Annotated in this window: 17 protein-coding genes and 1 pseudogene; 5 read left to right on the top strand and 13 right to left on the bottom strand. The window is 71.7% G+C overall.

The genetic code is table 11. The annotated features are described in order from the left end of the window. Positions 1-224: 224 nt before the first annotated feature. From ACZ6RC_RS06980 to ACZ6RC_RS06925, 12 genes are all read right to left on the bottom strand, one after another. The gene (locus tag ACZ6RC_RS06980; protein WP_055642953.1) at positions 225-404 is read right to left on the bottom strand and encodes a thiocillin family RiPP; all 180 of its coding nucleotides are present in this window, start codon (positions 402-404) and stop codon (positions 225-227) included. A 79-nt stretch (positions 405-483) separates the two neighbouring features. Further along, positions 484-669, bottom strand: a complete 186-nt coding sequence (locus ACZ6RC_RS06975; protein ID WP_260615470.1) for a thiocillin family RiPP — start codon at positions 667-669, stop codon at positions 484-486. 47 nt (positions 670-716) lie between these two features. Beyond that, on the bottom strand, positions 717-884 hold the full coding sequence (locus ACZ6RC_RS06970; protein ID WP_141302866.1) for a thiocillin family RiPP: 168 nt from the start codon (positions 882-884) through the stop codon (positions 717-719). A 142-nt stretch (positions 885-1026) separates the two neighbouring features. After that, entirely contained in the window at positions 1027-1191 is a 165-nt protein-coding gene (locus tag ACZ6RC_RS06965; RefSeq protein ID WP_391144078.1) for a thiocillin family RiPP, read from the bottom strand. A 117-nt stretch (positions 1192-1308) separates the two neighbouring features. Then, a complete protein-coding gene (locus tag ACZ6RC_RS06960) occupies positions 1309-2115 on the bottom strand; it encodes a hypothetical protein (protein WP_469579810.1) in 807 nt (268 codons plus the stop codon). Further along, positions 2112-3731: a nitroreductase family protein gene (locus tag ACZ6RC_RS06955; protein ID WP_469579808.1), complete on the bottom strand. Its 1620-nt coding sequence runs from the start codon at positions 3729-3731 to the stop codon at positions 2112-2114. The genes ACZ6RC_RS06960 and ACZ6RC_RS06955 overlap by 4 nt, the downstream gene beginning before the upstream one ends. A gap of 118 nt (positions 3732-3849) precedes the next feature. Beyond that, complete coding sequence (locus tag ACZ6RC_RS06950; protein ID WP_391144071.1) at positions 3850-4500, bottom strand: TOMM precursor leader peptide-binding protein; 651 nt, start codon at positions 4498-4500, stop codon at positions 3850-3852. 155 nt (positions 4501-4655) lie between these two features. Beyond that, positions 4656-6077, bottom strand: a complete 1422-nt coding sequence (locus tag ACZ6RC_RS06945; protein ID WP_469579805.1) for a YcaO-like family protein — start codon at positions 6075-6077, stop codon at positions 4656-4658. A gap of 80 nt (positions 6078-6157) precedes the next feature. Beyond that, entirely contained in the window at positions 6158-7213 is a 1056-nt protein-coding gene (locus ACZ6RC_RS06940; RefSeq protein WP_469579804.1) for an ABC transporter permease, read from the bottom strand. Next, positions 7210-8196, bottom strand: coding sequence for an ABC transporter ATP-binding protein (locus ACZ6RC_RS06935; RefSeq protein ID WP_469579802.1), 987 nt, complete (start codon positions 8194-8196; stop codon positions 7210-7212). Before ACZ6RC_RS06935 ends, ACZ6RC_RS06940 begins: the two co-directional genes overlap by 4 nt. A 52-nt stretch (positions 8197-8248) precedes the next feature. Then, positions 8249-8431, bottom strand: coding sequence for a hypothetical protein (locus ACZ6RC_RS06930; RefSeq protein WP_469579800.1), 183 nt, complete (start codon positions 8429-8431; stop codon positions 8249-8251). A 594-nt stretch (positions 8432-9025) separates the two neighbouring features. Further along, a complete protein-coding gene (locus ACZ6RC_RS06925; protein ID WP_469579798.1) occupies positions 9026-9457 on the bottom strand; it encodes a hypothetical protein in 432 nt (143 codons plus the stop codon). Between the two features lie 171 nt (positions 9458-9628). Between ACZ6RC_RS06925 and ACZ6RC_RS06920 the strand changes: the two genes are divergently transcribed. The 5 genes and pseudogenes from ACZ6RC_RS06920 (at position 9629) to ACZ6RC_RS06900 (ending at position 13654) form a co-directional block, all read left to right on the top strand. Beyond that, a complete protein-coding gene (locus tag ACZ6RC_RS06920) occupies positions 9629-10210 on the top strand; it encodes an AAA family ATPase (RefSeq protein WP_469579796.1) in 582 nt (193 codons plus the stop codon). Positions 10211-10350: 140 nt separating this feature from the next. After that, positions 10351-10542 (top strand): annotated as a pseudogene (locus ACZ6RC_RS06915) (IS5 family transposase); the annotation flags it as partial. 161 nt (positions 10543-10703) lie between these two features. Continuing rightward, positions 10704-11156 (top strand): VOC family protein, encoded by a 453-nt coding sequence (locus tag ACZ6RC_RS06910; RefSeq protein WP_391144058.1) that lies wholly within the window; start codon positions 10704-10706, stop codon positions 11154-11156. Positions 11157-11537: 381 nt separating this feature from the next. Next, complete coding sequence (locus ACZ6RC_RS06905; protein ID WP_469579794.1) at positions 11538-12077, top strand: VanZ family protein; 540 nt, start codon at positions 11538-11540, stop codon at positions 12075-12077. 263 nt (positions 12078-12340) lie between these two features. Continuing rightward, positions 12341-13654: a M28 family metallopeptidase gene (locus ACZ6RC_RS06900; protein ID WP_469579792.1), complete on the top strand. Its 1314-nt coding sequence runs from the start codon at positions 12341-12343 to the stop codon at positions 13652-13654. A gap of 98 nt (positions 13655-13752) precedes the next feature. On the opposite strand, the gene ACZ6RC_RS06895 is transcribed toward ACZ6RC_RS06900, so the two are convergent. Further along, positions 13753-14943, bottom strand: a complete 1191-nt coding sequence (locus ACZ6RC_RS06895) for a LolA family protein (protein ID WP_469579790.1) — start codon at positions 14941-14943, stop codon at positions 13753-13755. Between the last annotated feature and the right edge of the window lie 48 nt (positions 14944-14991).

The raw sequence follows: 14991 nt of genomic DNA, 5'->3' as shown, positions 1-14991 counted from the left end.
TCGGATGATCTCCAGATCCTCCCGGAGTTTGGGTGCAGTGCACACATCCACGGCGCGGTTCCTCCCTCCGCTGCGGCGGCCGGGCCCGCTGTCGTGCCGGGCCGCCTGGCTCTAATCTGGTGTGGTGCGGTCCGGTTCGGGGAAAGCGAACCGGACTGGTGACGAAGGGCCCTGGGCCCCGGGGTACTAGGACCACCCCGGAGCCCAGGATCCGACTCGGCTGATCAGCCGCCCTGGCTGGAGACGCTGCTCATGGAGCCGACGCAGCCGACGGGGCAGCTGGCGGAGCCGGCGCAGGCGCCGCAGAAGGCGGTGGTGAAGCCGGGGCTCACCGCGTCCTGGAGGACCTCCAGGTCCAGGGACTCCGACCACAGTTCGAGCTCGTTGTCGAGGTTCTCGTTCATGCGTTCACTTCCTTTCGTTTCGTTCGCCTGACGGTCAGGCGGTCGAGGGTGGGGACGGTGGGGCGGTGGGACGGGCGTTCTAGCCGAAGCTGGAGGCGCTCGCCGAGGAGGAGGCGGTGCTCGTCGGGCACGAGGCCGTCGAGGCGGTGCCGGCGGTCGCCCAGGTGCCGAGGGCGACGCCCTCCTTCAGGGGCTCGAGACCGAGCGCGTCCGAGGCGAGCTCGTCGGCGGACAGGTCCAGTTCGAGGTCGTCGAAGTCCTGCATGTGAGGAGTTCCTTTCCGTTGGTGGGAGGGGCGGGCGGGGCGGAACGTCAGCCGATGGTCGAGGCGGACGACGCGGTGGCCGCGGACGTGCCGGGGCAGGACGCGGTCGAAGCGGATCCGGCGCAGAAGAAGCAGCCGAGGGCGTTGCCCTCCGGGAGCTCCTCGATGGCCAGCTCGTCACCGTCGATGACGTAGAGCTCGAGGTTGTTCTCCATGGTGTTCACCTCCGTGTGGTGGGTGGCTCGGGCGGCCCGGCGGGCCGTCCGGGGGGACGGGTGGATCACCCGTGGGTGGATGCGCCGCCGTGGGACGACGCGGACGTCGCCGGCCCGGCGGGCCTCCGGTGGGACGGGTGGATCACCCGTAGGTCGACGCGCTGCTGACGGACGACGCGGACGTCGCCGGGCAGGACGCGGTCGAGGCGGATCCGGCGGACGCCCAGCTCGCGAGGGCGTTGCCCTCGGGCAGCTCCTCGATCGCCAGCTCGTCGGCGTCGACGGCGTACAGCTCGATGTCCTCCATGCGAGGCACCTCCTCAGGTGTCGTGGAATGGTTCTCGTGCTCCCGCTCCCGATCGGGGGCGGGAAGTCTCAGGGGCCGGCGGCGGCATGCGGGCCGGCTCGCCGTGGGCGGGACGTCTCAGGGGGCCGGCGGCAGGCCCAGGGCCAGCGCGAAGATCTGCTGGCGGCTCGTTCCGTCGCTGAGCAGCGGGCCGCGTACGGCGGCGGGGATGAAGCCGGCGAAGACGCTGCCGACCAGCCCGTGGGCGACTCCGTCCAGCCACATCGCGTACGCGGCGGAGCCGGCGCGGGTGAGGAGCAGCCGGTAGCCGTGCCCTCCGTGGCGGTGGACGGCGGCGTCCAGCGGCACACCGATGGAGATGATCGCGGCGGCGTCGGAGAACTCCGGCTGCAGCGTCAGGCCGTAGCGGGCCGCTCCGCCGGGCAGTTCCATCACCGGGGTGAAGGAGCGAGCCGCGGGGTCGAAGCGGTGGATGGCGGGCTCGACGCCGGTCAACCGGTGGGCGACGACGGTCAGTTCGAGCGGACAGTCCGGCCCGGTCTCCGGGTCGGTCTCCGGGTCGGTCCGGTCCCCGCCGTCGGCGGCGTCCCGGGGGCCGGAGACGTTTCCGCCGTCGGCGGAGTCCAGGTCCAGGGCACGGGTCATGATCCCGGCGAGGAGTCCGGCGGGCAGCGGCTCCGGCGAGAAGCCGCGCAGCGAGCGCCGGTGTTCGAGGGTGGTCAGCAGGTCGTGGGGCGCGGTCGGGGGTGTGTACGGGTCGACCGTGACGGCCGGTCCGAGGGGCGCCGGGTCGGGTACGGTCCTGAACGCCAGGGCCGGCGCGGGGCGTTCGGCGAGAGCAGTGGCGGTGGCGGTGGCGGTGGTGCCGCGCTGCTCGCGGAAGGACGCCAGCATGTCCATGGCCAGTTCGTGCGGGGCGCTCACGGGGCTCCTCCCAGGTCGACGAGGGTGGTGATCGGTTCCAGATCGGGGTCGATCCCCAGGGCCGCCGCCACCGCGAGGTCGTCCCAGCGGGTGCGGACGGTGCACGGCAGGCCCAGTGCGGTCGCCGCGGCGCGGAGCGTGGTGGTGGCGCAGCCGGCGTCGAGCAGGACGATCCGCAGGGCGAACGCGGCGTACTTCTTGGCGACCTTGGTGAAGTCGCCGGTGAGGACGACGGTCAGGGGCGCCTCGCCGGGAACGGCGCCGGGGTCGGCCGCGAGCCGGGCGAGCCGGTGTTCGGAGGCGACGTAGCCGTAGACGCCGGGCTCCAGACCGGGGACGTCGCGGACGACGAGGTGGGCGACGACGGAACCGATGTTGCCGCCGCTCGCCGTCCAGCGCTGCACCCGGCCGGGCATGACGCCCCTGCGGCCGGCGGTGACGGCGAGGAGCAGGGCGGCGGTCCGGTCGTCGAGGGCGGTGGGCAGCGGGGTGCGCAGCAGCTCCAGCGGAGGCTCCGGCAGGGGCACGGCCGCCGCGACGGGCCAGGTCTTCTCGTCGTTCTGCAGGGCGATGTTCGACGGCTTGTAGTGGGCCTGGTGGGCCTTGCCGTCGGCGTACTCCTTGGGCGGGAAGGCGATCGCCGCCTCGTAGCGCGCGGCGAGCGGTGGGGCGACGGGGTCGCCGGGCGCCGCCGAGCAGTGCGGGCAGCCGGGGCGGGTGGCGGCCGAGCGGCGCTGCTGGGAGAGGTCGGCCAGGTCGACGGTGCGCCACTGGGACGGCAGCGGACCGGGCGTGCTCCGGGAGAGCAGCGCGAACAGGTCGCGGGCGAAGAGCGCGGCGGCCAGGTCGGCGTCGCCGGGCAGCGGAGGACGGTCGTCCGCCGGATCCTCGGCGGTGCGGCAGGCCAGGCAGGGCGTGAAGGCGAGGTCGACGTACGGCCCGAGGTGGGCGGTGCGGCCGGTGAGCGCCAGGCGGATCAGCGGGACGCCGGCCAGGGCGCAGGAGGCGGCGAGCGCCGCCGAGGCGTCCGGGTCGAGGCCGGCGGCGACGGCGAGGGTGGTCCCGGGTGCCGGTGCGGTGCCCGAGCCGGTACGGGCGTCCACGAGCGAGCCGGAGAGGTGGCGGCGGGCGGCGTCGGCCAGGGGGCCGCCGCCGAAGACGTCCACACGGGCCCGGGCCAGCCGGTCCAGGGCCTCCTCCCAGGCGTGGTTGGCTCCGGTGGAGTCGCCGATACGGGAGAGGAAGTCGGCCAGGGTGTCGGGCACCGCCGCCGCCCGGGAGGCTCTCTCCGGGGAGGCGGCCTCCTCGATCAGACCGCAGGTCCACAGCAGAGAGAGGGCCTTGAAGACGGTGCCGGCCGGGATGCCCAGGGCGTCGGCGACGTCCTCGTGGCCTCGGCTGCCGTCGAGCAGCGGGAGCATCCGGGGCAGCAGTTCCCGGGCGGCGGCGCCGCGCAGCAGCTGCTTCTTGGGGGTGCCTTCGACGACCAGGGCCTCCGGCGTGTGGTGCAGGGAGAGTCCGCGCCGGAGCCTGGGGCGGGCCGGGACGTGGAACTGCGGGTCGTTCAGGGCGGCCGAGGCCATGGCTTCGGCGGTGATCACAGAGTGGTCCGGCATCGAGGCCTCCTTTCCGGTTCGGGTCGTACGAGCGGGTGGTGCGGGGCGCGGCGTACGGGCTCGGCGCGCGGGGCCCCGCGTACGGGCTGCCGGGCGGCGGGCTCACGGGCGGTCGGGGTCATCGGCCCGGGAGGGCCGCGAGCTCCGCCGCGATCGCGGTGAACCGCTCCAGGCGGCTCTCGGGGGTACGGGCCGGCCGGCAGCGGGCGCACCGGTCCACGGCGACGACCGCCGAGGTGGACGTGGCGCCCTCCACGAGCCCGAAGGTGCGGACGGTGGCGCCGATGCCCTCGGCCGCGCCCGGCTCACCGGGTCCGGCCAGGGCCTCGCGGACCGCCTGGTCCGCCAGACCCACGGCGATGGCGACGTGGTGCGGGGCGTGTCCGGAGACCGGGGGCGCGGTGGCCCCGCCGTCCGGGGTGTGGTCGGCCGCCGGGGCGGTGTGCTGGGCGCGGCGGCGGGTGTAGCAGCGGTGGCACGCGGTGCGGCCGGGCACGACCACCGGTCCGCACCGCAGATCGAGGGGGCCGGCCTGTACGGGGAACCAGGGCCGTTCCCAGGCGTGGGCGCTGGCGTCCACCATGTCGGCCAGCACCTCCCGGCCCTGGCCGGTGGCCAGGACGATCAGGTCGCTGTCGGGCCACAGGCTGGGGTGGGTGCCCTGGTTCACGTCGAGCACGGTCGACCCGGGGTAGCGGGCGGCAAGACCTTCGGCGACGGCCGCGCCGAAGGCTCCCGCGGTCAGGACCAGCAGGCGCGGATCGGTCATCTTCGGACTCCTCGTCGGACGTTCACAGCGGGTGGTCCCGGGCGGAGGGCCGCCCGGTCGGGATCAGGCGAAGGGCTGCGGGTGCGGCTGCGGCTGCGGGTACGGCTGCGGGTACGGGTACGGGTACGGCTGCGGCTGCGGCTGCGGCTGCGGGGTCAGGCGAAGGGCTGCGGGTGCGGGTTGATGTCGGCCTCGCCGCGTACCGGGTGGCCCATGGCGGCGGGCGCCGCGTAGAGCCGGGGGTGCGCCAGGTAGCGGGCGCGGTGGACGAAGGACAGCGGCATGAGCTGGGGGATGAGCATCCGTACGACGGTGGCTCCGACCTGCTCGGCCTCGTCGGTGGTGAGGTCGACGGCGATGACCTCGCAGCCCGCGGCGTGCAGCCGCTCCAGCAGCCAGGCCAGGGCCGGCAGTGGTTCCTCGGACGGGGCCCGGGGAAGGTCGCGCAGCCCGTGCACCGGGCGTTCGCCCTCCAGGAGGAAGTCGAAGCGGTGCCGCTGGGAGAGCGGGCCGGAGAGCAGGGCGCCGTCGACAACGCTGACGATGTCCTCCTCGGCCACCGGGGTGCCGGCGGTGGCGGCGTCCTTCTCGGCGGCCCGCGCCATGTGGCGCAGCGCGATCCGCAGGGAGGACGCCTCGCGGTAGAGCTTGGCGATGCCCTTGCCGGGGTCCAGTTCGGCGGTCGCCGCGACGAGCTGGGCGATGACCCGGTCGTCGTCGGCGAGTTGCACTCCGTAGATCACCGGGATGCCGAGGTCGGTGGTCGCGTCGTAGAGGTGGGTCCGCAGCCGTTCGCTGCTGCCCCGCTCCACGAAGGCCCGGAACTCCGGCGCCAGTTCGGCCGGGTCGAACTCCAGCCGGGGCAGTCGCAGCCGCTGGAGCCAGGTCAGCGCGATGGCGTCGCGTTCGACGATCTCCAGGATGCCGTTGACGACGGCGGCGGCGGGGTCGGAGTGCGCGGCGCAGCCGGTCGAGACCGGGTGGACGTAGCGCTCCGCCATGGATTCCACCGGGTTCTTCAGCCAGACCTGCATGGCCGGGACGTACACCGGGCGGTTGCGGGTGAAGGACCAGCCGCGGACCCAGCGCATCGGGCCTTCGGGGTCGGTGGGGACCAGGCCGCTGCGGGGGTCGGCCAGTTCGGCAGGCGAGCAGCGGGGCCAGCGGTCGCTGGGGACGGCGTCCTCGCCGAGCTCGGCGGCGGTCGCCCAGATGATCTGCTCGGGGTCGCGGGCGCAGGAGGAGTAACGTTCCAGCGATTCGGCGACCGCGAGGTGGGCGGCGCGTTCCGGGTCGAGGTCGCCGCCGGCTCCGTCGAAGTTCCCGGAGCTGGGGTTGTGCTCCCAGCCGGTCTGTTCGCTGAGTACTTCGCCGGGGTTGCCGAGCGAGGCGGTGAAGATCGGGAAGTCGGGCTCGCCCTCGGCCACGGGGAGCCGGGTCACCCGGTTCACCAGGCCGTAGGAGGAGGCCAGTTGACCGATCCGGAGGAGCGATTCGGGGAGGGGCGGGTGGTCCGCGGTCGCGGGCCCGGTCACGGTGTTGGTTCCGGTCGCGGTCGGGATCGTGCTTCTGGTCACGGTCGCGGTCGTGCTTCTGGTCGTGGTCGTGCTTCTGGTCGCGGTCTTGGTTCCGGTCTCGGCCGGCGGGTAGGTCGTCATCATCCACGCTCCGTGTCCCAGCGGAACGTCCGTGCCGCGAGGGCCGTGAGCCCCGCGGCCGTCGCCGCCATCACTGTCCAGTCGAGCCACAGGGCGTGGCGGGTGATCCCGCCGACCACGTCGTGGCGCAGGGCGTCTCCGAACATCGCCAGCGGGGTCCAGGAGAGCGGCCCGGCCACCGAGTCGGGGAGGAGTTCGAGGGGGAAGAGCAGTCCGGTGCTCATCAGCAGGACCGGTGTGAGCAGCCCGGAGATCGCGTTGGTCACCTCGGGTGAGGAGAGCAGTCCGCCGAGCAGGTAGCCCAGGGCGAGCAGCATCACCAGTCCGATGGCGGTGGTCAGCAGCAGCCGCAGCATCGAGGCCGGCTCCAGCAGTCCGCCGGCGACGGCGCCCGCTCCCATCAGGGTCAGCACGGCCAGTGCCAGCAGGCCGCGGCCCGGGAGCAGCGAGAGCAGGACGGCGGGCCGGCGGGCCGGTGTCGTGGACAGCAGCCGCAGGGTGCCGCTGGCCCGCATCGCCACCAGGGCGGAGGCGGTACCGGTCAGGGCGAGCGAGAGCAGCGCGAAGGCGAGGACGCCGGGGATCACGAAGGCCATGGGGTCGAAGAGCGCGGATCCGTCGGTGCCGACGGCCGTCACCTCCCAGCCCTCCCAGGCGGTGCCCTCCAGGGCGCCGCGCACGGCGGCGACCACGGACGGCTGCTCCGGATCGACGGCCATCCGCAGGGTGCGGGCGGCCGCGTCGGGGACGATCACCGCCGTCTTGCCGGGTTGCGGACCGGCCTCGGGGACGGCGACGGCGGTGCTGCCGTCGCCGATGGCCTGCTGGAGGGCGGTCGCCTGGGTGGTGGGGCCGACCACGGCGAGGTCGAAGGGGCCCCTGATCCAGGTGAGCTGCATGAGGACGACGAAGAACACCGCCATCAGCAGCGGGAAGACCACGCTGAAGAAGAGCGCCGCGGGATCCCGCAGGAGCTGCCGGGTCATGGCCCGGGAGAGCGCCTTCCATTGGCGCGTCGTCGATACGGGTGGTGCGCTGAGGCCGATGGGGGTCATCGCTTCTCCTCCTGTTCCGGTCCCGGTTCCAGCGAGGTTCCGGTGAGGCGGAGGAACACGTCCTCCAGGGTCGCGGGGCGCGGCCGGACGTCGGCCGTGGAATCGAGCCCGGTGATCCAGGCCGCGGTGGCGTGCGGGTCGTCCGCCGTCACCTCGAACCGCATCCGGCCCGAGCGGCCGGTCGCCTCGACGGCCGTCATGGCGTCGCCGAAGCGTGCCCGCACCCGGTCGGCGAGGCCGGCGTCCTCGGTCCGTACGGCCACGACGCCGTCGGGGGCGTGCCGGGCGATCAGCTCCGTCGGGGAGCCGGCCGCCACCATCCGTCCTTCGTGCATGACGGCGAGCCGGTCGCACATCTCCTCGGCCTCGGCCATGGCGTGGGTGGTGAGCAGGAAGGTGGTGCCGCCGGCCTGGGCCCTGCGGATCAGGTCCCAGACGGCGTGCCGGGCGTGCGGGTCGAGGCCGGTGGTGGGCTCGTCGAGGACCACGACGGGGGTGTCACCGACCAGTGCGGTGGCGAGGAGCAGCCTCTGCTGCTGACCGCCGGAGAGCCGGGCGGAGCGTGCCCCCGCCTTCTCGGTCAGTCCGATCTCGTCGAGCAGGGCGTCCACGTCCCGGGGCGCCGGGTAGAGCGCGGCCCAGGTCTCCAGGGTCTCCCTGACCTTCAGTCGGGGAAAGAGACTGGCCTGTTGGGGCTGGAGGGCGAGGGAGGCGCGCAGGACGTCGGTCCGTGCGAGCGCGTCCTCGCCGAGGATGCGGATCCGTCCCGCATCGGGCCGGCGCAGACCGGCGATGGCCGAGATGGTGCTGGTCTTGCCGGCTCCGTTGCGGCCGAGGAGTCCGAAGATCTCGCCCGGTGTGACGGAGAAGGAAATCCCCGCCACCGCCTCGATGTCGGCGTATCTGACCCGGAGGTCGGCGACTTCGAGGACGTTTTCCGCACTTCCCTGGTATTGCGTGGCACTGGGGAGCTGACGTGTCATGGCCATCTCTGCTCTCGCCCTTCGAATCTGCGGTCGGAGAAAGGGGCGGGAACTACTGCCAGCCGTTGACCGGCTTGCAGTGCGGGATCTGAATCGGGTGCGGCCCGTGCGGCAGGTGCGGCAGGTTCTGGAGGCCGGCCTGGATGGCGCACATCAGGTCGCTGACCTCGGGCGGTACGGACACCGGCCACTGGTCGCCGCCGTGCTGTCCGTCGTACTGGCCGGCGGTCCGCACGTCGGTCCGCCCCTCGCCCTGCCCGGCGGCGGCCGCATTGCCCGCCGCCGCGGTGAAACCGGCGATCGTCAGAGCCAGACAAACCGCTGCCGAAGTGAATCGGTTCCGCACTGTTTCCCCCTGGGTTCCGTTTCCGTGTTCCCTCTGCGTTTCCGCTGAGAAAGACAATGCCAGCGGGATAGGGGGCGTTCCATGGAATCCGGTGTCAGCTTGCTGCAGGAGGGCTTGCAACAAGCTGACGGAGGAGGGAAATCGCTGGTCGGCGCGGTGGCCCGACCGGGATCCGGGCGGGCGCCCGCCCCCGGGGACCGGTCGGCGTCCGAGCGGGATGCGGGGCGGGGCCGGCCCCGGAGGCCGGACGCGCGCGAGCCCCGACTCGGAGACGAACTCCGGGAGCCGGGGCGGGTTCAGGCCGTGTATCGAAGTGCGTCGTGAGCGATGACTGATCACGGTTCACGGGGGCGGGGAGATCTCACGGACGAGCAGCGGTCGGCGCTGGAGCCGTTGTTGGCTCGGCTCCCTCGGTGGCCGACCGCCACCTTTCGACCGTCCTCATCGCGGCCGTCAACGAATGGCTGCGAGCGGCACCTATCGCTAGAGCTCGTAGTCCTGAGCCAGCTCTTCCCAGGGAAGGCTGCACAGCGCAGGGTCGGCGTCCTCGCCCGAGGGGACATCCAACCCAGTCTGGAACCAGACCACAGTGAGGGCGGAGCGGTGCAGCACCGGGTCAAGCTCAGGGGCGACCGCTGTCGAGCGGAAGGCGCCGATACAGGTCACGGCAGGTAGTACCTCGACGGGGCCGAAAGGGCCGGCGGTCTGGTCCGGGTACTCGCAGGAGGGGAGGGCCAGATGGACCGGCGTGGAGGGAAACGCACTTTCAGCCTGCCACTGAGCCCCGCGCACCTTCATGTCGTTGATGGGCTTGCACGGGTAGCCCTCCAACATCCCCCCGTAGGTCGAGGACATGCGCAGCTCGGTGAGCTCGATCGAACGGCCGGACGAGAGGACTAGTTGGCTCAGCGACATGGCGACACCCTATGCGCGTGATCCACTTTCGATGCACGGCCCAGAGGCGGGCGTTCACAGCCCCCTACCAGGGTCTGTGTCGAAAGTGGATCAAGCGGTTGCTGACTCGGCGAACGATGGGGCAGTGCGTACTCTCCCAAGGCCTCGATCGTTCGCGCTTGGAGAACCCGTATGAGCTTGGATCTGGTGCCCGTCGACCGCGAGTCGGCCGCCGGGGCCGTCCTGCTGACCGGCATCCCCGGTAGTGGCAAGTCGACGGTGGCCGCTGCGCTGGCCGGCCGGTTCCGAATGTCTGCCCGTATCGAGGTGGACGCGCTCCAGCAGATGATCGTCAGCGGTGGGCAATGGCCCTCACCAGCCGCGAATGCGGAAGCCGACCGGCAGATTTTCCTGCGAGCCCGCAACGCGTGCCTTCTGGCGGACAGTTTCGTGCGCGCCGGTTTCATCCCGGTACTCGATGATGTCGTGGTCCGTCGTTCCCACCTCGACTTCTATCGCACGACGCTGGCGGCCGTGCCGCTCCACCTCGTCATCCTGGCTCCCGGCCCGGCAGAGGCGTGGCGGCGCAACCAGGCTCGGGAGAAGGCCCTGGCCACGGACTGGTCGCCACTGGATGAGGCGATGCGCTCCGAGCTCGGGCAGCAGGGAATCTGGATCGACAACGCTGCGCAGACGGTTGAAGAGACAGTCGAAGCGATCCTGTCTGCGACCGGTCTAGCATCCGGTTCGGCAGTCGATCAGCCTCTGCGCTGATCGCCAGGTGGCGCGTGGAGAACTGACGGATACCCAGTGGGAACGGTTGGCGCCGTTGCTGCCCGGGGGCAGGGCGCCGGGGCGTGGAAAAGGGGGATCTGCACAAGGAGCCGCCCGGGGGTGTCGGCACCGAGCCGGACGACCAAGGCCTTGGACGGTCGCGTGGCGGTCTGACGACCAAACTGCATCTGGCCGTCGAGCAGGGCCAGAAGCCGATGTCTATCGTGATCACTGCCGGGCAGCGAGGGGACCCTCCGCAGTTCGGACCCGTCCTGGAGAAGATCCGCGTCTCCCGTCCCGGTCCAGGACGCCGCGTACCTACGAAGCGACCGTCCTCATCGCAACCATCAATGGATGGCTGTGACCAGGACATTCGAGACACGCCCTCGGACGGGTTCCGGCGTTCCGTCGCCGGGCGGCGGGGCTGGCCATCAGGGTGACGCGGCAGCACGCCTGTGGCCGCCCGCGTCATGTCGGCAGTAGAAGGGGTGACATGACTCCGATCCACTGGAAACTCGTGCTCGACTGCACCGACCCGCACGCCCAGGCGGCGTTCTGGGCCGCCGCCCTCGGCTACGAAGAGGAGGACCACAGCGCCTTCATCGACCACCTCCTCTCCATCAAAGCCGCGCCCGCCGAGGCGACCCAGATGGTCTCCGGCCGCCTCGCATGGCGTGATCTCGCCGGTGTCCGGCACCCGGACGACCCCCGGGACGAGAGGTCGGACGCCGGTCTCGGCCGCCGCATCCTCTTCCAGCGGGTCCCGGAGAAGAAGACGGTCAAGAACCGCCTCCACCTCGACCTCCACCCGGGCCCGGACGCCCGCGACGCCGAGGTCGCCCGGCTGGAGGGGTTGGGGGCGTCGGTCCAGCGCCGGGTGTCGGAGCAGGGGGGTACGTGGGTGGTGATGACGGACCCCGAGGGCAACGAGTTCTGCGTGCAGTAGGGGCGGTCCGCGGCCCCCGCGCGGCCGGGCGTCGCACGGCCGCGCCGCCCTACCGCGACGGGGGACGCTCGGGGGCCGTGGACCACCGAAGGTGTGCGGCCGGCAGAGCGCTGCGGCGACCCCGTGCGCAGTGTCGCCTCGGCGGTCGTTCCGACCCTGCGCCGGGCGCGCGCACCTGCCCCTTCTTCGCCTTGGAGTAGCTCACCGCGCGGTGCACGGCGCGGTCGTGCGGATACGGTCAGCTCTGAGGGGGAGTCGATCACCTGCTGTAGTGGAGCCAGGCGGCCGCCATGGTCGCCCGGTCGGTGGTGGGCACCTCACGCATGGCAATCCTTGGTGGAACCGATGTGGCGCATCCTTCTGTACATCAACTCGTACTCCGTGGCAGTGCTTCTCGTAGGGCTTCTGGCTGTCTGCACGAGCGTTTTCAGGGGCGAGCAAAGGGGACGGGCGCCCTCCCGCGGCGCGCGCGCAGCCCTCGCCGTCCTCGTGGTCCTGGTGCTCGTGGCGACGTTGACGCCCCACCAGGCGATCGGGTCGAGCGACTACCAGGTATGGCTGGTTCCCGGCCAAGGGATCCTTTTCGATCACGCAGCCATGGAAGGGCTCGAACGGTCGATGTACGTACGTCAGCAGATCGCCAACCTGCTGATGTTCGTTCCCTTGGCAGTCGCCTTTCGCTTCGCTTACCCCACGTACGGCTCCTGGGGGCCCGTGGCGATGGGAGCGCTGCTCAGCTTGTCGATCGAAGCCGTGCAGTGGGTGATGGCGGCCGGGCGGGTCGTGGACATCGATGATGTGATCGTGAACTCCGCCGGCGCCGCACTCGGCGCGCTCATCTGCCTGATGGGCGGTCGACTGGCCCGGATGGATCGGCGCGGGCGCCCACAGAAGCAGGCGCCCTCCCACCGGCGCGGTTGACGAGAAGACCCGCGGAGCGGGCCCCCTCACGCCCCTCAGGGATACGGAGTGAGGGCGCGGAGCCGCCCCGGTGGACGTCCGGTAAGCGAACGGGGGTGACCGGTTTCCGCTCTTGACGGCACGTCAAACTCTCACTGAACATTCAGCACGCACAGCCGTACGACGCACACACGCACCATGTTCAGCTCCAGCGCCTCGTGGCCCATGCCGCGGGGCGTCTCGCACGTTCCGTCCCATCCCCGTTCGGAATCCGGAGCCCCCACATGAAGTTCTCCGTTCCCAGACGTACCGCCACGCTCGCCGCCGTCGCGGCGATGGCCCTCGGCGGGCTCGCCGGGACCACGGCGTCCGCGGCCCCCGCGGCCCCCGGTGCCGCGCTCGCCGCGCCCGACATCCCGCTGGCCAACGTCAAGCAGCACCTGAACGACCTCCAGTCGATCGCCTCCGCCAACGGCGGCAACCGCGCCCACGGCCGGCCCGGCTACAAGGCGTCCATCGACTTCGTGAAGGCCAAGCTGGACGCAGCCGGATACACCACGAGCATCCAGCAGTTCACCTCCAGCGGCGCCACCGGCTACAACCTGATAGCCGACTGGCCCGGCGGCGACCCGAACCAGGTCCTCATGGCCGGTGCCCACCTCGACTCGGTCAGCTCCGGCGCCGGCATCAACGACAACGGCTCCGGCTCCGCCGCCGTCCTGGAGACCGCGCTCGCCGTCTCCCGGGCCGGCCTCCAGCCCACGAAGCACCTGCGCTTCGGCTGGTGGGGCGCCGAGGAGCTCGGGCTCGTCGGGTCGAAGTACTACGTCAACAACCTGCCGTCCACCGAGCGGTCGAAGTTCAGCGGCTACCTGAACTTCGACATGATCGGCTCGCCGAACCCGGGCTACTTCGTCTACGACGACGACCCCACCATCGAGCAGACGTTCAAGAGCTACTTCTCCGGTATCGGTGTCCCCACCGAGATCGAGACCGAGGGCGACGGCCGCTCCGACCACGCCTCCTTCAAGAACGTGGGCATACCCGTCGGCGGTCTGTTCACCGGTGCCAGCCGGGTCAAGAGCAGTGCCCAGGTCCAGAAGTGGGGCGGCACGGCCACGGCCTTCGACCGCTGCTACCACTCGTCCTGCGACACGACCTCGAACATCAACGACACGGCCCTCGACCGCAACAGCGACGCCGTCGCCCACGCGATCTGGACCCTGTCGGCCGGTACGACCACCCCGCCCGGCAAGGTCTTCGAGAACACCGCCGACGTGTCCGTCCCGGACAACGGCGCCGCGGTGACCTCCACGGTCAACGTCACCGGCGTCACCGGCAACGCCCCCTCCACCCTCAAGGTCGACGTCAACATCGTCCACACCTACAAGGGCGACCTCGTCGTCGACCTCGTCGCCCCCGACGGCTCGGTCTACAACCTGCACAACCGCTCCGGCGGCAGCGCCGACAACATCGTCCAGTCCTACACCGTGAACGCCTCCTCGGAGGTCGCCAACGGCGCCTGGAAGCTCCGCGTCCAGGACAAGGCCTCCGTCGACACCGGGTACATCAACTCCTTCAAGCTGACGTTCCCGTAAGCGGTACGCGCCGGCAGGACGCACCGGCGCGTACGCGTGCGAACTCCCGGGTGGGTCGGTGACCATCGCCCCCGACCCGCCCGGGGTCCCCTCCGGCCCTACTTCGCGGCGTCGGCCGCGTCCACCAGCGCCTGCTGCGTCACGGCGCCGACGTAGACCTTGCCGTCGTCCGTCATCAGCGCGTTCACCAGCTTCGTCTTGAAGACGGTGCCGGAGCCGAACTTGCCGGTGACCTTGTCCCCGAGCGCGTCCAGGAAGCCCTGGAACTCCGCCGGGGCCTCGTCCGTCTTCGGGGCCGCGGCCCCGGTGTCGAACGTGGCGATCGAGGTCCAGCCCTCGCCGATGACGTTCGGGCCCTCGGCGCCCGCGCCGCCCTTGCCGCCGAAGAGGCCCTCGAGGCCGCCGAACTCCTTCTCCAGGTCCTCGGGCGACTTGCCGTGATCCGCCCCGTCCAGGCCCTCGGTCACCTTCGCGCCCTTGGGCACCTCGAAGTCGAACGTCGAGGCCGCCGGCTTGCCGAAGTCGACCTTCGTGAAGCCCGCGTCGAGGACCGGCTTGCCGCCCTGCACCGACGCCAGCGTGAACTTCAGCGGCGTCCCGGTCTTCGCGTCCACCGCGATCTTCACCGAGTCGACCGTCGAACCGCTCTGCTTCGGCTTGATCACCAGCTGGTACGCGTCCCGGCCGGCGACCTTCGCCGTCCCGCCCACCGTGATCGACGTCGTGTCGCCCGCCGCCTTCAGGACCTCGTCCGCGAGCTCCTTGGGGGTGCCCGGGAGCTCCTTCTCCGGCGCCTTCCCGGCCCCGTCCGCCTTCTCGTGGAGGACCTCGTTCGACTTGCTGTCGTACGCCCAGACGTCGCCGCCGTTGTGGATCAGGCTGTACTCCTCCGAGCCGTCCAGGAACGTCAGCTTCTGCCGGTCGGGGCCGTCCGCCGCGACGCGCAGCGTGTGGGTGCCCGAGATCAGCTCCGTCAGCTTGTCCTGCGGGTCGGCCGAGGAGGACCCCGACCCGCCGCCCAGGCCCTGCGCGAAGCCGGCCAGCGACGGCAGCCCCAGGTCCGTGCTGACCTTGAACGTGCCGGAGAGGGTCTGCGTGTCCGAGGCGGCGATCTTCTCGACGAGCTCCTGGGCGGTGATCTCCGGCAGCTCGGGGTCGCCCGAGGCCGCCAGGGCCGGGACCAGGCCTATGGTCGCGGCGGCCACGCCGGCCACCGCGACCGGGACGACGTAACGGCTCAGCTTGCGGCTCGTGCGCCCGGTGGTCTCAGTACTGTCGTTCGGTGCCATGGTCTGCTCTACCTCCGTGGTCGATGACATCCATCTGACCAAATCGGC

This window comes from Streptomyces sp. NPDC048353, from assembly GCF_055587165.1.
This window is presented reverse-complemented; position numbering and strand designations above follow the sequence as displayed.